We start from the raw sequence: 24,809 nt of genomic DNA on the forward strand, positions 1-24,809 counted from the left end.
ATCAGAAAGACAGAAAAAACGGTGTCATCACCGACACCGCTTCTTCTATATAGTATTATTTTTGTTCTGCTTACTCTTCTGTCACTGTTTCTTCCACAGGAATCTCATCAGTAACATCGTTATCAGAATCTAAATCTGTCTCATTGATTTCCACATCTTCTTCAGTGAAAATATCTTCACCCATTAAATCGTCTACATCAAGTTCTGCATTCTCATCAATATCGGAATCCAGATGAATGGAACGATATCTCTTCATTCCTGTTCCGGCCGGAATCAGTTTACCGATGATTACATTCTCTTTCAGACCGATCAATGGATCAATCTTACCTTTGATTGCTGCCTCTGTCAGAACTTTTGTTGTCTCCTGGAAGGATGCAGCTGACAGGAATGAGTTGGTAGCCAGGGAAGCTTTGGTAATACCAAGCAGTACCTGTTTTCCTTCTGCCGGCTCTTTTCCCTCTGCAGCTAACTTTTCATTTTCTTCCTCATATTCAAGGAAATCAACCATTGTTCCCGGCAGGAAATCAGAGTCTCCGTTATTCTCAATACGGATCTTCTTCAACATCTGACGAACAATAACCTCAACGTGCTTATCATTGATTTCTACACCCTGCAGACGATATACACGCTGAACTTCCTGAAGCATGTAATCCTGAACTGCACGAACACCTTTGATTTTCAGGATATCGTGTGGATTTACGCTACCTTCAGTAAGTTCATCACCAGCCTCAAGGAAAGCACCGTCTGTGATCTTGATTCTGGAACCGTAAGGAATAAGGTATGCTTTTGTCTCACCTGTTTCCGGGCTTGTAACGATGATCTCACGTTTCTTCTTTGTATCTTTGATATTAGCAACACCGGCAAACTCTGTGATAATGGCAAGTCCTTTCGGTTTTCTTGCCTCAAAAAGCTCCTCAACACGAGGAAGACCCTGTGTAATATCATCACCTGCAACACCACCGGAGTGGAATGTACGCATCGTAAGCTGTGTACCCGGCTCACCGATTGACTGAGCAGCAATGATACCTACTGCCTCACCAACCTGTACGGCCTGACCGGTTGCCATATTTGCGCCATAGCATTTTGCACAAACACCGACTTTGGAACGGCAGGTAAGGATTGTACGGATTTTAACTTTTTCAAGCGGTTCTCCGTTCTCATCTACACCTTTACTCATAACCAGAGCTGCACGTTTCGGTGTAATCATATGATTTGCTGCCACCAATACGTTTCCATCTGCATCGCAGATATCTTCGCAGGCAAAACGTCCTGTGATACGCTCCTGAAGGCTTTCGATTTCCTCTTTTCCATCCATGAATGCACTTACATACATTCCTGCAATCTCACTTCTGTCTGTACAGCAATCTGTCTCACGAATGATCAGATCCTGTGATACATCAACCAGACGTCTGGTCAGGTATCCGGAATCGGCAGTACGAAGTGCTGTATCGGACATACCTTTACGAGCTCCATGTGCAGACATAAAGTACTCCAATACATCCAGTCCCTCACGGAAGTTTGATTTGATCGGCAACTCAATTGTCTTACCAGTTGTGTCGGCCATCAAACCACGCATACCAGCCAGCTGTTTGATCTGTTTATCAGAACCACGGGCTCCGGAATCAGCCATCATGAAGATGTTGTTGTATTTATCAAGTCCGGATAACAGCTCATGTGTAAGCTCATCATCGGTTTCTTTCCAAGTCTCAACAACCTCTTTGTAACGTTCTTCTTCTGTAATAAGTCCGCGCTTATAGTTCTTTGTAATCAGATCCACAGTATCCTGAGCCTGTTTGATCAGTGCCGGCTTCTTCGCCGGTACGGTCATATCGGAAATGGATACGGTCATAGCAGCTCTTGTGGAGTATTTATAACCCATTGCTTTGATGTCATCCAGAACCTCAGCGGTTGTGGTAGCACCATGAATGTTGATAACTTTCTCAAGGATCTGTTTCAATCCTTTTTTACCTACATGGAAATCAACTTCCAGAACCAGATCATTCTCCGGAATGCTTCTGTCCACAAAACCAAGATCCTGTGGAAGAATCTCATTAAAAATGAAACGTCCCAATGTGGACTCAACCGTTCCGGTCTTTTCTGTTCCATCTGCCATTTTCTTTGTTACACGTACATGGATTCTGGAGTGTAATTTTACATAGCCATTCTCATATGCAAGAATTGCTTCGTTCAAGTTTTTGAAGTAATGTCCCTCACCAAGAGAATCTGGTCTCTCCTGAGTCAGATAATAAATACCAAGTACCATATCCTGAGAAGGAACGGCTACCGGACCTCCATCGGACGGTTTTAACAGGTTGTTTGGTGACAGTAACATAAACCGGCACTCTGCCTGCGCTTCCACAGAAAGCGGAAGATGAACAGCCATCTGATCACCATCGAAATCGGCATTGTATGCGGTACAAACGAGCGGATGCAGTTTAATTGCTTTACCCTCTACCAGAATCGGTTCAAATGCCTGAATACCAAGTCTGTGCAGTGTAGGAGCACGGTTCAGCATAACCGGATGCTCTTTGATAACTTCTTCCAGAACGTCCCATACTTCTGTCTGAAGTTTCTCTACCATTTTCTTAGCGCTCTTAATATTATGTGCTGTTCCGTTTGCAACCAGTTCTTTCATTACAAATGGTTTGAACAACTCGATTGCCATCTCTTTCGGCAAACCGCACTGATAAATCTTTAATTCCGGTCCAACTACGATAACGGAACGTCCGGAATAATCAACTCGTTTACCGAGCAGGTTCTGACGGAAACGTCCGGATTTACCTTTCAGCATATCAGACAGAGATTTTAATGCTCTGTTTCCAGGACCGGTAACAGGTCTTCCACGACGACCATTATCGATCAGTGCATCAACAGCTTCCTGAAGCATACGTTTCTCGTTGCGCACAATAATATCCGGTGCACCGAGTTCTAACAGTCTTCTCAGACGGTTGTTACGATTGATGATTCGACGATACAAATCGTTCAGATCGGATGTCGCAAAACGTCCACCATCCAACTGTACCATCGGACGTAAATCTGGTGGAATAACCGGAATAACTGTCATGATCATCCACTCCGGTCTGTTGCCAGACTCGCGGAATGCTTCTACAACTTCCAGTCTTTTAATGATTCTTGCACGTTTCTGACCTGTAGCAGTCTTTAATGCAGCTTTCAGTTCTACAGAATCTTTCTCCAGATCAATTGCTTCCAGAAGTTCTTTGATAGATTCAGCTCCCATACCCACACGGAATGTATTTCCGTATTTCTCGTATGCTTCCTGATATTCCGCCTCGGACAGAACCTGCTTATACTGCAGGTCTGTCTCGCCTTTATCCAGAACGATGTAAGAAGCAAAATACAGAACTTTCTCCAACGTACGAGGAGAAATATCAAGGATTAATCCCATACGGCTAGGAATACCTTTAAAGTACCAGATATGAGATACCGGAGCAGCCAGCTCAATATGTCCCATACGCTCTCTACGAACATTGGATTTTGTAATCTCAACTCCGCATCGATCGCAGACAACGCCTTTGTAACGGATTTTTTTATATTTACCGCAGTGGCATTCCCAATCTTTGCTCGGTCCAAAAATACGTTCACAGAACAAACCGTCTTTTTCTGGTTTTAAAGTTCTATAATTAATGGTTTCCGGTTTTTTTACTTCGCCCCGGGACCATTCCAATATTTTTTCCGGTGAAGCCAATCCGATGCGGATGGCATCGAACGCTATGTTTGTGCCGACTTCTTTATTGTTTGTTTCTGGCATTTACAACGCTCCTTCCTCTTATTCTTCATCAAGAATGCTATCGTCAAATGCATCCATAAAATCATCTGTATCGGAATCATCCTGATTTTCTTCTACATCAACCAGTTCTTCATTTTCATTAAATTCCTGTTTTGAGAAGCCCATTGCTCCAAAAGATTCTTTTTCTTCATAATTGAAGTTTCTATCTCCGGAAATAATAGCATTCAGGTCTGTATTTCCATATTCGCTTGTTTCAAGCAGTTTTACTTCCTCACCATTTTCGTCTTCCAGAGTCACATCCAGACCAAGAGACTGTAACTCTTTCAACAATACCTTGAAGGACTCAGGAATACCCGGTTCAGGAATATTATCACCTTTGATAATTGCTTCGTAAGTTTTTACACGGCCAATAACATCATCGGATTTTACTGTCAGGATTTCCTGCAGTGTGTATGCTGCACCGTAAGCCTCAAGTGCCCATACCTCCATCTCTCCAAAACGCTGTCCACCGAACTGAGCTTTACCACCCAGAGGCTGCTGTGTAACAAGAGAGTAAGGACCAGTAGAACGTGCATGGATCTTGTCGTCTACCAAATGATGCAGTTTCAGGTAATGCATGTGTCCGATAGTTACCGGGCTGTCAAAATACTCACCGGTACGTCCATCACGCAGTCTTACTTTTCCATCACGAGAAATCGGAACACCTTTCCAGAGTTCACGATGTTCTCTGTTTTCATACAGGTAATCAAGAACTTCCGGAAGCAGTTCTTGCTCATGTTTCTCTTTGAACTCTTCCCATGTTAAGTTGACATAATCATTTGCCAGATCCAGAGTATCCATGATATCAGTCTCTTTTGCACCGGCAAAAATTGGTGTTGCAACATTAAATCCAAGTGCTTTTGCTGCAAGACTCAGATGGATCTCCAGCACCTGTCCGATATTCATTCGGGAAGGTACACCCAGCGGATTTAATACGATATCCAGTGGACGTCCATTCGGCAGGAATGGCATATCTTCTACCGGAAGTACACGGGAAACGACACCCTTATTACCATGACGGCCAGCCATCTTATCACCAACAGAAATTTTTCTCTTCTGAGCGATGTAAATACGAACAGCCTGGTTCACACCCGGTGATAACTCATCACCATTCTCTCGGGTAAATACTTTTGCATCTACAACGATACCGTACTCACCATGTGGTACCTTTAAGGAAGTATCACGTACTTCTCTGGCTTTTTCACCAAAAATTGCACGAAGCAGTCTCTCTTCAGCTGTCAGTTCAGTCTCTCCTTTCGGAGTCACTTTACCAACCAGAATATCACCGGCACGAACCTCGGCACCGATACGGATAATACCTCTCTCATCCAGATCTTTCAGTGCATCGTCACCGACACCCGGAACGTCTCTTGTAATTTCTTCCGGTCCGAGTTTTGTATCACGAGCTTCAGCCTCATACTCTTCAATATGGATAGATGTGTAAACATCATCCTGAACCAGACGCTCACTTAACAGTACAGCATCCTCGTAGTTATAGCCTTCCCATGTCATAAATCCAATCAACGGATTCTTACCAAGACCAAGTTCTCCGTTTGAAGTAGACGGACCATCAGCAATAACCTGTCCAGCCTCTACATGGTTTCCTTTAAACACAATTGGTCTCTGGTTATAGCAGTTAGACTGGTTGCTTCGAGAGAATTTTGTCAGTTTAATGGTCTCTTTGCTTCCATCATCGTCGTATTTGATTGTAATTTCATTGGAGCATGCACGTTCAATCACGCCGGCGCGTTTTGCAACAACACAAACGCCGGAATCGACAGCAGCCTTCGGCTCCATACCTGTACCGACAACCGGTGCCTCTGTAGTCAGAAGCGGTACAGCCTGACGCTGCATGTTTGCTCCCATTAATGCACGGTTCGCATCGTCGTTCTCAAGGAACGGGATCAGTGCGGTAGCAACCGAGAATACCATCTGCGGAGATACATCCATGTAATCAAATAATGTCTTGTCGTACTCCTGTGTTTCTTCTCTGTAACGACCAGATACAGAATTACGAACAAAGTATCCATTTTCATCCAGTTTCTCATTCGCCTGTGCTACATGGTAATTATCCTCTTCATCCGCTGTCATGTATACAACATCATCTGTTACACGCGGGTTCTTAGGATCTGTTTTATCAATTTTACGATATGGTGCCTCAACAAAACCATACTCATTAATTCTTGCATAAGATGCAAGAGAGTTGATCAGACCGATGTTCGGTCCCTCAGGAGTCTCTACCGGACACATTCTTCCATAATGAGAATAGTGAATATCTCGAACCTCGAATCCTGCACGGTCTCTGGACAAACCACCTGGTCCCAATGCAGACAGACGACGTTTGTGAGTCAGCTCACCAAGAGGGTTGTTCTGATCCATAAACTGTGACAGCTGGGAAGAACCAAAGAATTCTTTGACAGCAGCTGTAACCGGTTTGATATTGATCAGACTCTGTGGTGTGATTGTCTCAAGATCCTGAGTAGTCATTCTTTCACGAACTACTCTCTCCAGACGGGAAAGACCAATTCTATACTGGTTCTGAAGCAGCTCACCTACCGCACGGATACGACGATTTCCAAGGTGATCAATATCGTCATCATTACCAATGCCATACTCAAGATGCATATTATAATTAATAGAAGCAATAATATCTTCTTTTGTAATATGTTTCGGAATCAGATCATGGATGTTTCTGCGGATTGCATCCTTGATTTCTTCCAATTCTGCATTTTCTTCCAGAATCTGTGCCAGCACTGGATAATAAACCAGCTCTGTAACACCGACTTCTTTCGGATCCACATCTACATAATGGCGCAGATCAACCATCATATTGGACAGAACTTTTGCGTTACGCTCTTCTGTCTGAATCCAGACATACGGAACTGCCGCATTCTGGATTGTATCTGCCAGTTCACGGTCAACTTTCTGACCTGCTTCTGCCAGCACTTCACCTGTACTCGGATCCACAACATCCTCTGCCAGTACATGTCCGTTGATGCGGTTTTTCAGCATTAATTTTTTATTAAATTTATATCTTCCAACCTTTGCCAGATCATATCTTCTCGGGTCGAAGAACATAGCCATGATGAGACTCTCTGCACTTTCTACAGAAAGCGGCTCACCCGGACGGATTTTCTTATATAATTCCAAAAGACCTTCCTGATAATTTGTAGCAACGTCTTTTCCAAAACTTGCAATAATCTTTGGTTCCTCACCAAAAAGATCAATAATTTCCTGATTTGTACCAATACCAAGTGCACGGATCAGAACTGTGATCGGCACTTTACGGGTACGGTCAACACGAACATAGAAGACATCATTAGAGTCTGTCTCATATTCCAACCATGCACCACGGTTCGGAATAACAGTGCAGGAATACAATTCTTTTCCAATTTTATCATGGGCGATTCCATAATAAATACCCGGGGAACGAACAAGCTGACTTACAATAACACGCTCAGCACCGTTAATTACAAATGTACCTGTCTCTGTCATCAGCGGCAGATCACCCATGAAGATTTCATGTTCGTTGATCTCGTCTGCTTCTTTATTATAAAGTCTTACCTTTACTTTTAAAGGAGCTGCATATGTCGCATCACGCTCTTTACACTCTGGAATGGAATATTTTACATCCTTTTCGCACAATGTAAAGTCTGTAAATTCCAGACTCAGATGTCCACTGTAATCAGCAATCGGCGAAATATCCGCAAACACTTCTTTGAGTCCTTCTTCCAAAAACCAATTGTAGGAATTCTTCTGAACCTCAATCAGGTTTGGCATTTCCAGAACCTCTTTTTGTCTCGAATAACTCATACGCAAACTTTTTCCGTTTATGACCGGACGTATCCTGTTTTTCTCCATTGACGCTTCACCTCTCGTTTTCTTTTTCTATCCCTGAAAAGGGCGCACAAAGCCCCATCAAACCACAATAGTGCATTTACCATAATAGCACATGCCCTTTTTCTAGTCAAGGATTATTTTTACTTTTCGGGCAAAAAAAACACCAACCGGTTTCCCGGTTGGTGCGAATAATTTTTATAAAATTATTTAAGAGTAACTTTAGCGCCTTCAGCCTCAAGTTTAGCTTTGATGTCTTCAGCTTCTGCTTTATCAGCACCCTCTTTAACCATCTTCGGAGCCTCGTCAACAACAGCTTTAGCTTCTTTTAAGCCTAAACCTGTTAACTCACGAACAACTTTGATAACTTTAACTTTGTTCGGGCCAACCTCTGTTAACTCAACGTCGAACTCTGTTTTCTCCTCAGCTGCGCCTGCTGCGTCTCCGCCTGCTGCTGCAACTACAACGCCTGCTGCTGCAGATACGCCAAACTCTTCTTCACATGCTTTTACAAGATCATTTAACTCTAAAACAGTTAACTCTTTAATCGCTTCAATAAATTCTGCGGTTGTTAATTTTGCCATTATTCTTTACCTCCAATTTTCGATATTTTCATCTTTTTTTGTTTTCATATTTTAAGCTGCCTGATGCAACTTAGTGACCGGATTATTCTGCCGGTGCTTCTTCTGCTGCCGGAGCTTCTTCTGCTGTTTCTTCAGCAGCTGCTGGCTCGCAGTTTGCAGTGCCACCCTGCTCTGCGATCTGATTGATAACGCGAGCGAAGTTTGTGATCGGAGACTGGATGCTTCCAAGTAATTTAGAAAGAAGATCCTGTCTGGACGGAACGCTTGCGATTGTCTGCATTCCTGCTGCATCATAATAATCGCCTTCTACAACACCAGCTTTAATCTCAAGTGCCGGAGCTGTTTTAGCAAATTTTGCAAGAATTCTTGCCGGAGCTGTTGCATCTTCTTTTGAGATTGCAATTGCGTTTGGTCCTTCAAGAACCGGTGCAAGTGCTTCAAAATCAGTGCCTTTGAATGCGAAATTCATTAATGTATTCTTATATACTTTATAAGAAACACCAGCTTCTCTTAATTCTTTACGTAACTGTGTGTCCTCAGATACGGTAAGTCCACGGTAGTCTACAACTACAACAGACTGTGCACCATCAATCTGATCTGCGATTTCCTGAACGATAGGCTGTTTCAGTTCTACTTTTGCCACGAATCGTGCACCTCCTTCTTAAATTTTGTTTCCTCAGACGAAAACGGGAATCCATTCACATAGGAAGTAATCACTTTCCATGCTACATAAAAAAATCCCCCTGCCATGCAGACAGAGAGAGAATCATCATTTTACATAAACATATCATGTTTTGTAAATTCCCTCGGCAGGTTCTGCGTTTACGCCACAATGGCACCTGCTGTCTTCGGCAATTTTGTAATCTTTCGATTACACACCGTCATGTTTTCACACAACGGTGTGATTATATCATTGTATTAACGTGATGTCAACAACAATTCAAAACTTTTTACACATATTTAGCAGTGTTTAATTTAACACCAGGTCCCATTGTTGAAGTCATTGTTACGCTCTTCAGATACTGACCTTTTAATGCGCTTGGTCTTGCTTTGATGATGGCATCCATAAGGATCTGGAAGTTGTCCGCTAATTGCTCTTCTGTAAAGGATGCTTTTCCAATTGGCACATGGATAATATTTGTTTTGTCCAGTCTGTACTCAATCTTACCTGCTTTAATATCGTTAACAGCTTTTGTAACATCCATAGTTACTGTACCAGCTTTTGGGTTTGGCATTAATCCTTTCGGTCCAAGTACACGACCAAGACGTCCAACAACACCCATCATATCCGGTGTAGCTACTACTACATCAAAATCAAGCCATCCTTCGTTCTGGATCTTCGGAATCAATTCCTCTCCACCAACGAAATCAGCACCTGCTGCCTGAGCCTCATCTACTTTTGTGCCTTTTGCAAATACCAGAACACGAACGGTTTTACCTGTTCCGTGCGGCAGTACAACAGCACCACGGATCTGCTGCTCAGCGTGACGTCCATCACAACCTGTACGGATGTGAAGCTCGATGGTCTCGTCAAACTTTGCTGTAGCGTTTTCTTTTACAAGTTTGATTGCATCTGCACTCTCATACTGAACTGTTCTGTCGACTTTTTTCGCTCCATCGACATATCTTTTTCCTCTTTTCATGAATTATAACCTCCTGTGGTTGTATCGGGAGAGGACCCTCCCACTTATATTTGTTAATTAGTCCTCAGCTACAGTAACACCCATACTTCTTGCTGTACCTTCGATCATGCTCATAGCACTCTCTAAGGATGCTGCATTTAAGTCTGGCATTTTCAGCTCTGCGATTTCTTTAATCTGAGCTTTTGTGATAGTAGCAACTTTAGTTTTGTTCGGTACGCCTGAACCAGATTTGATTCCGCATGCTTTCTTAATCAGAACCGGTGCTGGCGGAGTCTTTGTAACGAAGCTGAAACTTCTGTCTGCATATACTGTAATAACTACAGGAATGATCAGATCACCCTGATCAGCTGTCTTTGCGTTGAACTGTTTTGTAAACTCTACGATGTTTACGCCGTGCTGTCCAAGTGCAGGACCAACTGGAGGAGCCGGTGTAGCTTTACCAGCAGGAATCTGCAGTTTGATATATCCTTCTACTTTTTTTGCCATTTGAGATTGCCTCCTTTGAATTTTTCGTAATCGTTCCTTTACTTACGCTTACATTTTCTTCACTTCTGCGAAACTTATTTCTACCGGTGTTTCGCGACCGAAAAGCTCTACATTGATAGTTACGATCTGTTTACTCTCATTCATGCTCTGGATCACACCTACAGTGTCTTTCCATACGCCACCAATGATCGTTACCATATCGCCTTCTTTGAAGTCAACTACCACATTTTCCTCTTTGATTCCCAACGGTCTCATCTCAGCTTCCGTGAGTGGCACCGGCTTCGACCCCGGACCTACGAACCCGGTAACACCTCTGGTATTTCTGACAACATACCATGTATCGTCATTCATTACCATATTGATGAGCACATATCCAGGAAACATTTTTTTCTGAACCTGCTTCTTCGCACCGTTCTTCATTTCAACAACATCCTGCATCGGGATACGAACCTCAAGGATCTCATCCTCCAGATGTCTGTTTTCAATTGTTTTCTCAATGTCTGCTTTTACCTTATTCTCATATCCGGAATAAGTATGAACCACATACCAGTTCGCCTCAGCCATAAAAACTCACCTTTGCCTTCCTACAGATTTACAAGGAAATCAATGCCATACTGAATACCAAGATCCAGTACTGCAATAATCGCACCCAGGATCACGGAAACGACAAGTACTGCTACGGTCTGTTTCCCAAGTGACTTTTTGTCCAGCCAGACAATTTTCTGGAATTCAGATTTCAGACCAGCGAACCAGTTCTTTTTCTGAACATCATTCTTTTTGGTTTCTTCCATTTTGTCACATCCTTTGCATCGCCGGATTATTTGGTTTCTTTGTGTAATGTATGCTTTCTACAGAATTTGCAATATTTGTTTACTTCCATTCTTTCAGGATGAGCTTTCTTATCCTTAGTCAGGTTGTAATTACGCTGTTTGCACTCTGTGCATGCCAATGTAATCTTTACGCGCACAACTTTCCACCTCCATTAAATTTCTTTGCAACTGTGTGTCCATGAAAAATCATGTACATTCAATTTTAGGCATAAAAAAAAGACCTACTTCCATCGCTCATCTAATATAGCACAAGTATCCGCATCACGTCAACCATTTTTCCAATAATTTTTCCAGATAAAATTAACTTAAATTGATTACTTAAATTGATTTGTGTCTTTGGAAGACTATGCCTGCTGCCAGTAGCACTAATCCACAAATAAGAACTCCATAAACTTTCCACCCTCTTCTGCCGGTAAACGGCATTTCCAGAATCGCTGTATTTCCTATGCGATACGTCAGATCATAAAAACAGTATTTTCCGGTCATAACATCATAAACGGCATCCTCTTCCTTTTGTCCGTTTTTAACCAGATCTTCAAGGTTCATCTCCATCGGCAGTTTTACCTCGATACTGTCCTGCAACAGATTTTTCCCTTCTGCGGTTTTCACCTCTGTAATCACATACACTTGTGGTGCAAGGTGATCCCATACTACTTTGCCATTTTCGTCTGAGACTGCTGTATAGGTATCCTGATCTGTCTGGCCAGTCATATGAAATTCAACGCCGGACAGTGGTCGCTTCTTTCCGTCCGCAGTTGTTTTATACAGAGTAATAGAACCATAGTGCAATTTGTCATAAGCATGGACAGACAGATTCTGTATCAAAATCTCCCCATGGGATTTTTTCCCCATTGCATATAATTCTGCTGATGCTCCGGAATACGGCTGACGCAGCACCGCGTCTAATCCTGTCTTTACATCCGGGCAGACGTCAGTATTTTCAACAAAATGCATATTCCCTTCTAATTTAAAATATTTTGGTGCAGAAATCTCTCGTATACGATAGGTACCAATTGGATAAAACACGTTTCCATTTTCTTCTCTGTATAGTTCATCCGACCATAACACACTGCCATCACTTTCTGTCAGTTCCGGCACCAGATACGCTTCCCCTGTACTGTAGATCTGTCCATTATTATCTGTCTGATAGTACCAGGTGCGGACGGGCGGCATATTATCATGCAAAGGATCTGTCGTTGCATAATATTCCAGTGCAAACACTGCACCCTGCAAAGAAGCTGTTCCCGGACCTACCGTCATTCCATGCTCCTGTTCATATTTTTGCAAGTTCAACAGCAGCGTTTTTCCTGCCGGTTCTTCCACACACCTCACTTCGGTTGTCTCCTCACTTTTCACTGTTACACGATGGATTCCTTCGGGAAGTCCGATTTCTGTCTGCTCCGCACAGTACTGATACCCTAATGATGCAGTTACTTCTTTTATATAGTAAATTCCCGCACATATTGTCTGCATATCGGATGCACCTGTTGCATCTGTTTTTAATGTCACGATTCTTCCCACATCCTTCTGCGCATCCTCCAGACACTGATATACCCCATACTCTGCTCCTTCCAGGCTATAGCATGGATTATGCTTTGTTATTTCCGGATTTCCGGATACTTTCTGCAATTTGAGATAACCATTTTCCGGCACATTTGTATACTGAACTTCCACTGCCAGTGTATTCAGATCAAATGTCTGTTCCCAGACTTCTTCATTTCTGGCATATCCCTCCGGTGCCTGCACTTCTTCCACCCGCCAAATATGAGTAGTTGCAGATTTCAACTGTGTCACAGCATCCTGTACCTGCTGCTTCACATCACGACGCGCAGCTTCATATGCACTTTTCCAGTCAGAAAACATATTGACTGGCTGTACACTTTCATAATAAGAAGTATACAACACTTCTCCTCTCCAATGATAAGCTGCTTTTCCTTCTGTATCTGTCACAACAGATGCCACTTTCTGACCATCCATAGATATTTCAAAGACAGCTCCTGCCAGATTTTTTCCTGTCTGGGCATCCGTTTTTTGAATATGAAGATCAATGGAAGGTGCCACTGCATCTCTGGCCTCATACCTTGCATTCAAATAAGCATCCCGTTCGCAGATAATCCGAAAACTTCCATAAGTTGGTGATATTGCACCAGACCACATTCCCACTGACTGCCGCTTCTTATCCGTAGCTCCATACACCAATATCCCCTCTGATCCTGCCGGAATTTCATTTTTATACAGATTCACTGTTACGGTACGTCCCGCAAGGCTCTCATCAGCCTTCAGCCAGATACCGCCATGATTCTCATGCCATCCAGGTATCACCTGTACACCATCCGGAACAATGAAACTTGTTTTATCTGTCACGCCATTTGTATCCGGAATCCAGCAGGTCTGACCCGGCATCACTGAAATAGTTTTCCCCTGATAAGATGGCAATGTATTATACGCATAGAACTGCTGCCAGACTGCCTGGATCGCCTCATTCACTTTTTCTCTTGTATTCAGATGCTCACACTGATATGTAGTATTCCCTGCACCGTTCGTCAGAAGATAATACCCTGTTTCACCTGCATCTTCATAGGGCTGAATCTCAGACCAGATCAGATCTTGTACCAATGCATATCCACACAGACCATGATCTCCAAAATACTGCTTTGCAAAACACACAGCTTTTGCCAGATTATTAATTTTGTTCCAACTCCACCCGTATCTATTCTGCAGCCACTGCGCCGCATCCCCCGGATCTGCCAATGCATATGTAACTCCTTTTCCGACATTTCCGACCAGTTCGGAAGGTTCCAGGCACCACACCACCTCCTGATTCAGATATAACACTGATTCCTGACCGTTGAATGTTCCATCTGCGTAATAAGCCGCAAACATCTTCTGTGGGCTTTTGGTCAGTGTCATTGTCTGCAATGCCCGTTCTATCGTATTCATTTTTACTGCCAGCGCATTTCGCACCCCCATCACTTCCAGTATTTCTGAATGTGCAATATTCTGTTCTTCCTCCAGCTCCTCCATATATTCTGCCTGTTCCCTGACCGTTTTCTCCTGACTTTGTATGCTTTCCTGAGTCATCTCAGATTCATCTTCCCCATTGTCTTTATACGTTTCTACCCGCTGTGCTGCTGAAACCATTTGTCCCGAGTATATCACCGAAAACAGTATAACGCTGCTGACAATCATAGCCAGACAAATAAAAAATATACTTTTTCCTTTTGTCTTCATTATATTTTTCTCTCCTTATTGCGCTTTTCCACCTGAAAAATAGTATCCATAAGCCCTTCCATCATACGCCATATCGACACGCCCGTTTTCCACGTACCAGATTCCAAACTCATTTTGGACAGCTCCGCAATATCCAAAGTCTACCAGACCATTTTGCAGGTAATACCATCCGGTCTCATTATATGCCAGACCTGTGTAGGAAAAGTCCACCAGACCATTCCGGATTTTCCACCATCCTGCTTCGTTTGCAGCAATGGTATCCGCATTTGCATCAAAAATACCACCATGTAAATAAAGCCATCCAGAACCGTCCTTTGTTACTCCGATCGTATCAGGAACAACACCTGTCATTTCTGTATCAAAGCCCCCTGCTTTCATCCAGAAAATTCCATTCTCGTTCTGTGCAAGACCTGTATAGAAAAAGTCGACGGTACCATCTTTTAAAAAAAACCATCCCCCGGGATTGCTTTCCACTGTCTCATTTGCTGTTACTTCCTGTTTTCCACCCACATACTTGTGCCATCCATCAGCAGTCTCCAAAATTCCATCCGACCAGTCCACCCAGCCGTTCTTTACATGCCACCAGCCTGCAAGATTTGCTGCATTGACAGATGCTGTTTCCTGTACTTTTCCATTCATGACATATCCCCAGCTTCCATCACTGATTTTCGGCAATACCCGGTCTGACATGGTATCATCTGTCTTATCTCCATCATACACATATTCGTTTTTTTCATTAATTTCCTGTGAAACCAGTTTCCAGTTGACAGAGGCCTGATTGTCCGCCTTCTTAATAGCCTGCATACGCTCGGGTTGCAATTCCTGGGCATTTGCCGAAAATGCTGCCACCTCCAGCGAAAATAAAATACCCAAAAGTATCAGATATCCCCATCTAACTTTCACTATCCTGCCATATGCCTCCGGCTGAACACAATTCTTTTTATCTCTTTTTATCCTTCTTTTGCTGTGCAAAATATCCTCCTTTTTTCCTCTCCATATGCTCCTGCTCTGTCCTGTATCTGCATTTCTGAAAAACAGGCCTCCCCTTCCACATACAAAGTACAATCAACAAAATGAATACCAGCATTTTTCCAGCTCGTCGAAAAGCACTCTCCCGCCCAATGTCTGCAACAGAAGTGAGATCTTCCCCACTGTCTTTAGCTGTCTGCATCTCTTCCCTTCGCAGCAGATTCTGTTCATTCCCTGTTCCCGGCAGTTCCGACGACAGCTTCTGTTCACCGTCTGAACGGAAACAATACACTATATACCGGTATTTTCCACCGGAACGATACGGATGACAGGTCAGCAATGTTATCATATCGTTTCCATCTTGTATCTCCAATTTCTCACTGTCTGTCGGCAAAATAATCTCCGTATATGCCACCCGGTAGTGTAGACACTGCCACGGATTTGTCACCAGAACCTCATCCCCTGGCTCAAGTTCTTCTATCCGTTTAAAATATGCACGATGTTTCCAGCCGCGATGCCCGGCAATTACACAGTTTGTATTCTGTCCGCCCACTGGAAGTGAGGTGCCGCCAAGCACTGCGGCCCCCAAATCCATATGCTGATCAGAACTCCCCAGATACAGCGATATTCTGCAGTCTATTTTTGGAATTTCTATATAGCCAAACATATCGTCACAATATCTATTCAGAAATGCCGGTGCCTTTGTAATATTTTCTGCAGTAAAAACTTCCCGCTGACCACCGGAAGCCAGTTTTTCATTATACGCAAGGATTTCTATTCTAACAGTTTCATCACGTGGGAATATTCCGCCTTGGTTTTCCGAAGTTTCCTCCGGTACAATAGGTTCCGCTTCACTGCTTTGATTTTTTCTTGTAATCTCCTCTTCCTGCATACCATTCGAACAATCTTCCGGAGTATTTTTCTGTAAAAAAGCAAGTATCCGTGCTTGTTCCTGACAATCTGCTTTCCAATTTTCATAGTCCGGCAGGATAAGCATCCCGACTCCCATGGAAATCACAATCCAGCCGACTATTTTTTTCCGCATCTCTTTCTTTTCCAATATTCTTTTGTACTTCATCTTGATTGCTCGTTTCTGAATTCTGTTACTTCTGACCGCACATCATATTCTTTCTCTTCCGTATCTGAACGATATGAACAACCCTGCATACACAGTATAGAACAAACAGTATCCCTACACTGAAACAGACTGCCTTTGCATAACTCGTCATCCACTGGGATTTCCATCCTCTGCGCTGTCTGTTATCTGCTTTATGCGCTACGTCTGTCTGCGCATCGTCTGCAATTCGCTGACCCGTTACAAGAAGCCGGTGCGTATTTTGTCCGTATGGTGTACAGGTCAGCAGCGTTACCAGATCCCGATCCGGTTCTGCTCCCAGTATCTGCGTTTCTTCCGGTAAAACCACTTCTATATCACATACTTCATACACCAGCTTCTGTTTCAGTACATGAAGAAAAAATTCATCCCCCGGCTGCAATTCTGACAGATCACTAAACATCGGTGCTGCATTCATTCCTGTATGTGCAGAAATCACTGCTTTCGTACCAAGACCGCCAATTGGAAGTGAAGAACCTTCCAGATGCCCGGCTCCCAGTTGCAAAACATGCTCTGATGTCCCATGATAAATCGGCAGATATATATGAATCTGAGGAATCTCAATAAATCCCATGAGACCTTCCGCATTCATACACAATACTGCTTCATAAGCTTCATGATTCAAAGACTGCTCCTGTGGTGGATAGATCATCACGTTCTGACGTTTTTTCAGTTCTTCATTATAATTCTGTGCTGCCAGAATGCAGTTTTGAAGTTCCGTTTCCGATTTCTCTATAAGTACCTTTTCATATCCGGCTGCCTGTGAACGAACTGCATGATCATAAAGCCAGTTTCCAATCCACGGATACAGCAACATCATGCTTCCGATAATAATCGGCAGGATTCTGATTATTTTTTTCATAAATTATTTATAATTTACATCTTTGCTTTTTCTCTTTTTCGTGTTACAAGATAGCAGCCGCCTGCCACTGAAATAACACCCACAATTGTTATCAGATAAAGCCCTTTTCCACCGGTCTGCGGAAGCAAAAATTCTTTTGTATTGTTCACAGTAAGTAATACCGCCTGATTCTGATCTGTCATAAGCGCATCCTTATCATCTATTTTTGCAAATGCATTCTGAATCGTTCCGACATACAGATCTGTCTTTCCGATCGTTCTTCCATTGGCAGATTCCAATGCCGGTCCTCCAGCCATAGCCCCTGTCAATTCATCCCGCTGCGCAGTAACCAGATTTCCATTTTCATCATAAATTCCACCCTGATAATGATTCACAACAGCCTCAACTGCTGCTGCATCCATTCCGGTCACCCCGGCAACCGATGCGATAATATCACGATCTGTCGCGGAAATATCGATTTTAATCTGATCTTTGAGCAGATGATATCCCTTATCCGTGGCAATCTCTGTCAATTGATAGCTGTCTGCTTCTGCCCCATTTACAAGCAGTTTCCCGCTGTCTGCATTTGGTATAAATTCAGTGGCCTGCTCCTCATTGACTGTCTTTCCGACAACGTAATACACACCATCCTCTGTTGTTGATTTTTCTGCCATGACATAATAACCATCTGTACTGTTGTACAGTTTGAATTTTACATGCTCAAACTTTCCTTTCTGGTCGGAAAAGGTCTTGGTCAGATCCAGGCCGTATGTATATACATAATTCTGATCCTCCAGCATGTTATAATATCCATCTGAAGTACGACTCCAGACCAGATTTACATGATTTGGATTTCCTTCATCTCCAAGTACAACTGATGCATCGGACTTAACCGTCGCTGTATAGTACACAACCATATAGTAATCCGACAGGCTTTCTATCTGTTTTCCTGCTGCATCCACACCGTTCACTGCCCGCAAACCATCTTCTGTCAGTGCTACCGCCAACCGTGTGGAACCATCTGCATTCTGTACTCCCGTATCCGGGTTCGTAACGGTCACATCCACATAATGCTGTGTATAATCCCCTGAATTCAGATTCCACAGTACCTTTGCATTTTTCGTATTATTTGCATTTGCATCCATGGCATTGTCATAAAATGCAATTTTCACATCTTTGTTGTATGTAATTCCTCCGGATAATGTATCCTGAAATGTATATTCACTCAGGAATGTAGCTTCTGACGTAATATGCGGCAATTTAGAGACCAGAATATAATCCAGCAGATCTCCTTCAGATGCCGTAGTCGTATCCCGGTACATATAATCCGTACTGTATCCACTGCCGTCTTTGCCTGCTGTCACTCCATCTGCTGTATAACCTCCACGGTTTGCCACATAAGCAGCATCTGTCAGATCCGCACTCTGCGCTTCCCGGTTGTATACGATCAATGCCTCAGAATCATTTCCAGCTATATACGCTTCTCCTGCGTGGACGCTTGTATTTTTATCTGTCCCGGAAGGCACCTGTTCATTTACAGATAATGTATTGCTGTATGCGTTTCTGACACTTTTGTCCAGGGTCGGATTCCCACTTTGGTTTTTAGGATAAACATTCATATCATACTGCCACATATCTCCATCTGCACTGGTAAATGGAAGCTGCACAAACCATGGATTAACCGTGTCGGTCACCTGTTCCGGCACTTCTGTTTCCACAAACAGATACAGACCGAGTTCCAGATTGTCCAAATGGGTATAACCGTTTTTATCTGTCTTTGGCAGGTTACAAACACCGGAAGCTGCCTTTTGATCTGTAGTGGCATCCAATGTCCCATAATCATACAAATAGTGTTCTAACGCATTTTTCGCAGCTACTTCATCCGCTTTTAAAATAGCTTCCAGTGCATCTGAAATCTGCTGTCCGGTATAATGCAACACACCGGTATTGTGGCAGGGATATGCCTCCCCCTGTTTGCTCATATCAACCGCATTTCCCTTCATCAGCTTCAAAATATCTGCCAGTTTTTCCGGAATCTCATAGATCAGTTCCACGGATGTCTCTGTTCCTTTCTGAACACTGTGTGTCTCAATATTACCTACTCTCAGACAGGAAAACTGCACACCTTCCATGGCATAATCTGCCAATTTCTGTTCAGCCACCGTATCTTTTTCTCCTGTTGCCACATACATATCCTCCGAATAATCTCCTGCTGCCTGTGCTGCTGTCATATCATATTTTCGGATAGCAACAGATCCTTTTTTCAGACTGTCAATAATATCAGCATGCTCCAGTGCATCCTGCTTTGCTTTCTGGCTGATTGAGACAGGAAGTCCCGCCGCTGCCACATTCTGTACCACTGGAGCAGTACCCAGAAGCAGTGCAAGGGTCATGGCTCCAAGCATAATCGTTAACTGTTTTTTCTTCATTCTAGTTCCTCTTTTTCTTTCTGTTTTTATTCTGTCTCTCCTTTTTTCGTCGATACAGAATGTCAAATCTTCATTTCTTTCCGCTCTTATATGCGATTTTTACTTTTATTTATGTCAGTTATAATTACATATGTGTTCACCTCGTTCCTTCGGTTTCGAAAATACGATCCAGTTATCCTGATAGTAAAGCGGACATTCGCATTTTCCTCCGTTTTTCACTTCATCAAAAATGGGTTGTTGCTGCCAAACCGGCCAGATTAAAGAATTATCTGCATTCATGGATGCAGATCGGATATATATAACAGATAGAATATCCGTACAGGCAGATAGAAAACAGAATGTTTCATGCCTGTGATTTTGATGTATCCTCAGTATAGTGAGCAGTCTGTGCGCTGTCAATCCTGATTTTTCCACTTTTTTCCTGCCTGTACAAATTGCACAAAACCTGGAAATTCCTTATATCATAAGGTCTTAGCTCAGAAAATCACCTGTTTTAATATGAGTGCCTCCTCCTTTTTCAGATACATTTTTGTGTATTATTATGTTACAATACAGACAGTTATTTAGAAAGAGTTTACTGATTATGAAAACATATTACCCGAGCTATTATAAAAATTTTATCTGCATTGCAGACAAATGTCCCATCACCTGCTGTCAGGAATGGAACATTGGCGTTGATGACACGACCTATGACCGCTGGTGCCATACAACACCCCCAAATGATATGCCATACCTGCACAAAGTGCTGTCTGATTACACATCTCTCAGAGAACACCAGCATATGATTACTCTGAATGAGGAGAAAAAATGTCCTTTTCTATGCAAAAATAAACTCTGCCGTCTTGTTCTGCATCACGGAGATGACATTCTTTCTGAAACCTGCACAATGTTTCCGCGCGAATATCACCATTTCGCCACCCATACAGAAGCCTCTCTGATGCCTGGCTGCCCTGCGGTTCTGGATCTCTGGCAGATGCAGCCACAACTTCTGTTTCCAAAAATTTCTGAGATTGTCACGCTTTCCCCGGAAGAACAGATTCTGTTTCAAGTACGGGATCACATTCTTCAGATTGTACAATGTCCGGATTACAGCCCGGAGCTGTCATTATTGGAAAGCTTTTATATATTGTCTGAACTTCCGACAACTGCTCTGTCCGGGATCTTACTGGCAGACTACTTTTCCACCGAAACCCAGACACAACTTTCGGCTGCCATTACTAACATGAAGTTTTCTACGGAAGACATGCTGTATGAATGTAATGAACTGCTACAAGATCTGGCTGTCAATTACCAGAAAGAAGGTCTTTATGAGGAATTTCTGACACCGCTTCTGGATCTTGCCGGCAACATTTCCACAAATAGTTATCCGGCTGATCTGTCTCAAAAATGGAAACTGTTCCGAGCGCACTGGGACAAGCACGCACCTCTGCTGCGGGCATTTCTGTCCAATGAAATTTTCGCAGATCTTCTGCTTCCGGACAATGATCTGAACGGCATGCTGATCCATCTGCAATGGATTGGAATGGAATACGCAGCCATTCGATACAGCATTTTTCTGTCCTGGCTGCTTTCCGGTGAGCATACCCTGACATGCAACGATATCCGTGATGCCATTGTCATTCTGACGCGCATGACCGGCTATGATGATGATGATATTTATGAGTATCTGGAAAACAGTTTTGAATCCCTGTATTGGGAATGGGGATATTTTGCAATGATTCTTGCAGATGTGTAAAAAGACAAAATTTAAGCCCGATCGATAATTTTTCTTCCGACCGGGCTTTTAATGAATTTCCAGTAATTTCATTGTCTACACCTTCAACTTTCTCAGATTATAAATTTATTGTTTATGTTCCTTTTGGACTGTACCTCCTGTTCTTAAATTATGAATTTTCCATTCTCATTTCATTGGTCTGTACCTCTGTTTCTTAGTTCTTTTGTTGAGATTATAGTAACGCATCTCCACTTATTTGTCAATACTTTTCTGTCATTTTTTTATTTTACTAAGTATTGTCAGTTTATTTGCATTTGTATTGAGCTTTATCTGTTTCGAAAAGATAAAAAGGGTGCATGAAAAACTTTCCGTTTTTCACACGCCCTTTCATTGAAACATTTTTAACTATTTTTTCAAAAACAGCAGTTTTTTTACAACCGCAGCAATCCCAACACCAATTATCCAGACACCACCCAGCAAAAACAAAATCACAGCCAGACCGGTTCCCGCATCCGTCCCCATCAACGGTGCATAGAAATCTCCCATCAACACAATAAACTGTGAAACTGTCAGAAGCACCGCAGTGATTGCCTGTGCAAACAGACCGGAATGATTCTTATACAGCTGGCGATACAGCAGAAACATCAATGCGATCACAATTACCAGCACAGCCAGAAAGCCAAACAGCTTTCCTGCGCCGGAATCAGATGATACAGAACGTGTTCCTGCACGAACTCCTGCCACCGCTCCGACCAATATAACGGTCTGCAATGTTCCTGTTTTCTTTTTCTTCATACCACGTTTTTCATCCAGTACACGATAAAGCTTTGCTGCTCCTTCATACATATCTTCCGGATTCAGACCGCGAAACCGGTAATAATCAATGATATGATCGTAAATTACCGGCTTAAGCCGGCTATTTTCCAAAAGTTCTGCAAACATTCCCATATATACCGGCTGTTTCAGGATCTCCTGGTACTCTGCTTTTCGAAAATATTCCTGAAACAGTTTCACCTTATTGCAATATTGTGGTTTCAGCAGCATTTCCATTTCTATCAATGCTTTCTGGATAAAATAAATCTGTTTCTGCTCTTCCTCACGCTGTTCTTCTTCTATCACTTCATCAAAATCATACTGTGGAACAGCTTCCGATTGCTCTGGATTTTCTGTTTGTTCTTCCAGTTCCTGTTCTGCAGACACGCCGGAACTTGTTTCCGGATCAGCTTCCTCTGTCACGTTGACCTCAACCGGTTGTAACTCTGTTTCCTCTAATGCATTAATATCCGCTGATTGTGAATCTGCTTCTTTTGTTCCTGTAACAGTAACCGGGTGTATTGTATGCTGCCGTTGTTCCTGTCTGCGCAGCATTCTATATGCATCATGAATCTGTTGAAATTCTTCCGGATATTCCTCTGGATGATATTGTCTGGACAGCGCTGCATACGCTTCTTTGATTTCTTCCTGGGTACATCCCGGTTCTATGCGTAAAACTGCATAGGCCTGAGCTTTATCCATTTCTTATTCCTCCATATATCTCTGCTTTCTTTTGGTTTTCACTTCTGTCTGCATATCGAGTTTCCTATCTATTCCGATCCGCCTTCTCCTTCATCTTCTTCCTTCCACTCAGGGAATTCCAACATTCCTTCGAAAGGGTCATATGTTTCCAGGGAAACAATGACCTGTTCCAGTAATTCCCGATAACGTCGGATCCTGCGTGGATCCTGACTGGCAAGAATCTGATCAAAATACTCAATATAAGAGAGAATCCTCTCCCTTGTCTCCGGAAGTGATTCTTCAAAAAGAACCTGTAACCGTTCCTTCATCAACCTGTTTTCTGTCATATCCTTTGGATGAATTTTCAGTTTCTGTAACTGCTGCATCCGCTTTTTAATTTCTTTTTCATCCATATTCTGTGACAGGATTTTTGAAACCTTCTTTCCGTTGGAAACAACCGTTACCTCCACTTCCAGAATACCATTAATATCGTAAGTAAAACGGATATCAATACATTCTTCCCCTTTTTTCTTTTTCGGAATCGGTACCTTGAGCACTCCCAGCTGCAGATTATCCTCCGCATAAGGTTCCTCCCCCTGCCGGATATCAACCTTTACCTCTGACTGATAATCCGACACCGTATAGTACCGCTGCACCCGCGAGCAGGGCAGCACAGTATTCCGCTCAATGATCGCACTCATATAGGGATGCTGATGATCCGCATCATTATTTACACTGGTTCCCAGCGTAAACGGACAGATATCTGTCAGTACATAATCCCTGACCTCATCTTTTCGTTCCATCACACCGCAGACAAGACCAAGCCCACGGGCGATCAGCTGATCACTGAACCCGGTTACTAGTGGCGTCTGTTCAAACAGCTGTTCCATATAAGATTGCACCAACGGCATTTTCCCGGATCCGCCCGCTAAAATTACCGCATTGATCTCCTCAAGACTCACTCTTCCATCCTGCAGGGCATGTCGAAGCACGCACTGCATGCGTTTCCAGATGCCAGAACTTTCTCTCATCACACGTTCATTTGTATACACACTCTGATAAGTCTGACCGCCGAGCACAGCCGTCATTTTAACTTCCGGCTGCACAGATAATGCTATTTTACACTTTTCTGCCTGACGCAATAAAATGGCATACTCCGTTTCACTCAGATATTTCTGCTGCAATTGATGCTCTTTCAGGAAGCCACCGGCAATGGCTTCATTAAAATCATCTCCACCGAGATGATTATCTCCGGAAACTGCAAGAATCTCCACCATTGTGTCAAAGCAATCCACGATAGAAACATCCAGCGTACCTCCGCCAAAGTCAAAAACAAGAAACAACTGTTCCTGTCTGGTATCAAAATAGGATGCAAGTGCTGCAGCACTTGGTTCATTGATAATTCGTTTTACCATTACACCGGCCAGAGCCCCTGCCCGTTTTGTTGCCACTCGTTGTTTGTCATGAAAATATGCCGGCACAGAGATAATAACATCTTCCACATCCTCCTGCAGATAATTTCTGGCATCTTCCACGATAGCACTGATCACAAATCCAGACAGCTCTTCCGGCAGAAAATTCCGCCCGCCCAACACATAGTTCTGTGTCGTTCCCATCTTCTTTTTAAAAGAAGCAGCGGTATCTTTCGGATGTGTGATCAGACGTTCCTTTGCAATCTGACCAACTGCCACGCTGCCATCCTCCATGACACTTACCACACTTGGCGTCAAAAAAGAACCGAAACGATTCGGTATCAGTTCCACTTTCCCGTTTCGATATACAGCCCCCAACGAGTTTGTTGTTCCAAGATCAATTCCTAATATTGCCATATGCCCCACCTTTTACATTAC

At 43.0% G+C, this 24,809-nt stretch carries 17 protein-coding genes and 1 other annotated feature; of the genes, 1 reads left to right on the forward strand and 16 read right to left on the reverse strand.

Translation table 11 applies throughout. The features are described 5' to 3' along the window. Positions 1-70 precede the first annotated feature (70 nt). The 14 genes from rpoC to ACIRUQ_RS10940 form a co-directional block, all read right to left on the reverse strand. Complete coding sequence (gene rpoC / locus ACIRUQ_RS10875) at positions 71-3,769, reverse strand: DNA-directed RNA polymerase subunit beta' (protein WP_055290313.1); 3,699 nt, start codon at positions 3,767-3,769, stop codon at positions 71-73. A gap of 18 nt (positions 3,770-3,787) precedes the next feature. Next, positions 3,788-7,648, reverse strand: a complete 3,861-nt coding sequence (locus tag ACIRUQ_RS10880; protein ID WP_404856489.1) for a DNA-directed RNA polymerase subunit beta — start codon at positions 7,646-7,648, stop codon at positions 3,788-3,790. Positions 7,649-7,830: 182 nt separating this feature from the next. After that, positions 7,831-8,208 (reverse strand): 50S ribosomal protein L7/L12, encoded by a 378-nt coding sequence (gene rplL, locus ACIRUQ_RS10885; protein ID WP_021740500.1) that lies wholly within the window; start codon positions 8,206-8,208, stop codon positions 7,831-7,833. A gap of 82 nt (positions 8,209-8,290) precedes the next feature. After that, entirely contained in the window at positions 8,291-8,851 is a 561-nt protein-coding gene (gene rplJ, locus ACIRUQ_RS10890) for a 50S ribosomal protein L10 (protein ID WP_055290312.1), read from the reverse strand. Between the two features lie 80 nt (positions 8,852-8,931). Next, positions 8,932-9,078: a sequence feature (ribosomal protein L10 leader region), on the reverse strand. A gap of 80 nt (positions 9,079-9,158) precedes the next feature. Next, complete coding sequence (rplA, locus tag ACIRUQ_RS10895; RefSeq protein ID WP_055290311.1) at positions 9,159-9,851, reverse strand: 50S ribosomal protein L1; 693 nt, start codon at positions 9,849-9,851, stop codon at positions 9,159-9,161. Between the two features lie 57 nt (positions 9,852-9,908). Then, positions 9,909-10,337, reverse strand: coding sequence for a 50S ribosomal protein L11 (gene rplK / locus ACIRUQ_RS10900; protein ID WP_021740503.1), 429 nt, complete (start codon positions 10,335-10,337; stop codon positions 9,909-9,911). Between the two features lie 48 nt (positions 10,338-10,385). After that, the gene (nusG, locus tag ACIRUQ_RS10905; protein WP_021740504.1) at positions 10,386-10,901 is read right to left on the reverse strand and encodes a transcription termination/antitermination protein NusG; all 516 of its coding nucleotides are present in this window, start codon (positions 10,899-10,901) and stop codon (positions 10,386-10,388) included. Positions 10,902-10,921: 20 nt separating this feature from the next. Next, complete coding sequence (gene secE / locus ACIRUQ_RS10910; RefSeq protein ID WP_055290310.1) at positions 10,922-11,128, reverse strand: preprotein translocase subunit SecE; 207 nt, start codon at positions 11,126-11,128, stop codon at positions 10,922-10,924. A 26-nt stretch (positions 11,129-11,154) separates the two neighbouring features. Next, complete coding sequence (gene rpmG / locus ACIRUQ_RS10915; protein ID WP_021740506.1) at positions 11,155-11,304, reverse strand: 50S ribosomal protein L33; 150 nt, start codon at positions 11,302-11,304, stop codon at positions 11,155-11,157. Between the two features lie 181 nt (positions 11,305-11,485). Next, a complete protein-coding gene (locus ACIRUQ_RS10920) occupies positions 11,486-14,398 on the reverse strand; it encodes a collagen binding domain-containing protein (RefSeq protein ID WP_055290309.1) in 2,913 nt (970 codons plus the stop codon). Between the two features lie 15 nt (positions 14,399-14,413). After that, positions 14,414-15,301 (reverse strand): hypothetical protein, encoded by an 888-nt coding sequence (locus ACIRUQ_RS10925; RefSeq protein WP_055290308.1) that lies wholly within the window; start codon positions 15,299-15,301, stop codon positions 14,414-14,416. A gap of 37 nt (positions 15,302-15,338) precedes the next feature. Continuing rightward, a complete protein-coding gene (locus ACIRUQ_RS10930) occupies positions 15,339-16,445 on the reverse strand; it encodes a class C sortase (RefSeq protein WP_055290307.1) in 1,107 nt (368 codons plus the stop codon). Positions 16,446-16,470: 25 nt separating this feature from the next. After that, complete coding sequence (locus ACIRUQ_RS10935) at positions 16,471-17,343, reverse strand: class C sortase (RefSeq protein ID WP_055290306.1); 873 nt, start codon at positions 17,341-17,343, stop codon at positions 16,471-16,473. 14 nt (positions 17,344-17,357) lie between these two features. Then, positions 17,358-19,751 carry a SpaA isopeptide-forming pilin-related protein gene (locus ACIRUQ_RS10940; RefSeq protein WP_055290305.1) on the reverse strand — a complete coding sequence of 798 codons (2,394 nt, stop codon included), beginning with the start codon at positions 19,749-19,751 and terminating at the stop codon, positions 17,358-17,360. Between the two features lie 583 nt (positions 19,752-20,334). On the opposite strand from ACIRUQ_RS10940, the gene fliB reads away from it, so the two are divergent. After that, positions 20,335-21,486 (forward strand): flagellin lysine-N-methylase, encoded by a 1,152-nt coding sequence (gene fliB / locus ACIRUQ_RS10945; RefSeq protein ID WP_055290304.1) that lies wholly within the window; start codon positions 20,335-20,337, stop codon positions 21,484-21,486. A gap of 384 nt (positions 21,487-21,870) precedes the next feature. Here the strand turns inward: fliB and ACIRUQ_RS10950 are convergent, their stop codons facing one another. Beyond that, positions 21,871-22,980 carry a DnaJ domain-containing protein gene (locus ACIRUQ_RS10950; RefSeq protein ID WP_055290303.1) on the reverse strand — a complete coding sequence of 370 codons (1,110 nt, stop codon included), beginning with the start codon at positions 22,978-22,980 and terminating at the stop codon, positions 21,871-21,873. 68 nt (positions 22,981-23,048) lie between these two features. After that, positions 23,049-24,788, reverse strand: coding sequence for an Hsp70 family protein (locus tag ACIRUQ_RS10955; protein ID WP_070103965.1), 1,740 nt, complete (start codon positions 24,786-24,788; stop codon positions 23,049-23,051). Positions 24,789-24,809: the final 21 nt, after the last annotated feature.

The sequence above is a fragment of the Eubacterium ramulus genome, from assembly GCF_045002895.1.
In the GTDB taxonomy this organism is placed as follows: domain Bacteria; phylum Bacillota; class Clostridia; order Lachnospirales; family Lachnospiraceae; genus Eubacterium_I; species Eubacterium_I ramulus.

Excerpts from the sequence above, each read along its gene's own strand:
- ACIRUQ_RS10955 (WP_070103965.1), bottom strand. The coding sequence starts at position 24,788 with ATGGCAATATTAGGAATTGATCTTGGAACAACAAACTCGTTGGGGGCT.
- rplL (WP_021740500.1), bottom strand. The coding sequence starts at position 8,208 with ATGGCAAAATTAACAACCGCAGAATTTATTGAAGCGATTAAAGAGTTA.
- ACIRUQ_RS10930 (WP_055290307.1), bottom strand. The coding sequence starts at position 16,445 with ATGAAGTACAAAAGAATATTGGAAAAGAAAGAGATGCGGAAAAAAATA.
- ACIRUQ_RS10935 (WP_055290306.1), bottom strand. The coding sequence starts at position 17,343 with ATGAAAAAAATAATCAGAATCCTGCCGATTATTATCGGAAGCATGATG.
- ACIRUQ_RS10950 (WP_055290303.1), bottom strand. The coding sequence starts at position 22,980 with ATGGATAAAGCTCAGGCCTATGCAGTTTTACGCATAGAACCGGGATGT.
- rplK (WP_021740503.1), bottom strand. The coding sequence starts at position 10,337 with ATGGCAAAAAAAGTAGAAGGATATATCAAACTGCAGATTCCTGCTGGT.
- ACIRUQ_RS10880 (WP_404856489.1), bottom strand. The coding sequence starts at position 7,648 with ATGGAGAAAAACAGGATACGTCCGGTCATAAACGGAAAAAGTTTGCGT.
- nusG (WP_021740504.1), bottom strand. The coding sequence starts at position 10,901 with ATGGCTGAGGCGAACTGGTATGTGGTTCATACTTATTCCGGATATGAG.
- fliB (WP_055290304.1), top strand. The coding sequence starts at position 20,335 with ATGAAAACATATTACCCGAGCTATTATAAAAATTTTATCTGCATTGCA.
- rpoC (WP_055290313.1), bottom strand. The coding sequence starts at position 3,769 with ATGCCAGAAACAAACAATAAAGAAGTCGGCACAAACATAGCGTTCGAT.
- rplA (WP_055290311.1), bottom strand. The coding sequence starts at position 9,851 with ATGAAAAGAGGAAAAAGATATGTCGATGGAGCGAAAAAAGTCGACAGA.
- secE (WP_055290310.1), bottom strand. The coding sequence starts at position 11,128 with ATGGAAGAAACCAAAAAGAATGATGTTCAGAAAAAGAACTGGTTCGCT.
- ACIRUQ_RS10940 (WP_055290305.1), bottom strand. The coding sequence starts at position 19,751 with ATGAAGAAAAAACAGTTAACGATTATGCTTGGAGCCATGACCCTTGCA.
- ACIRUQ_RS10920 (WP_055290309.1), bottom strand. The coding sequence starts at position 14,398 with ATGAAGACAAAAGGAAAAAGTATATTTTTTATTTGTCTGGCTATGATT.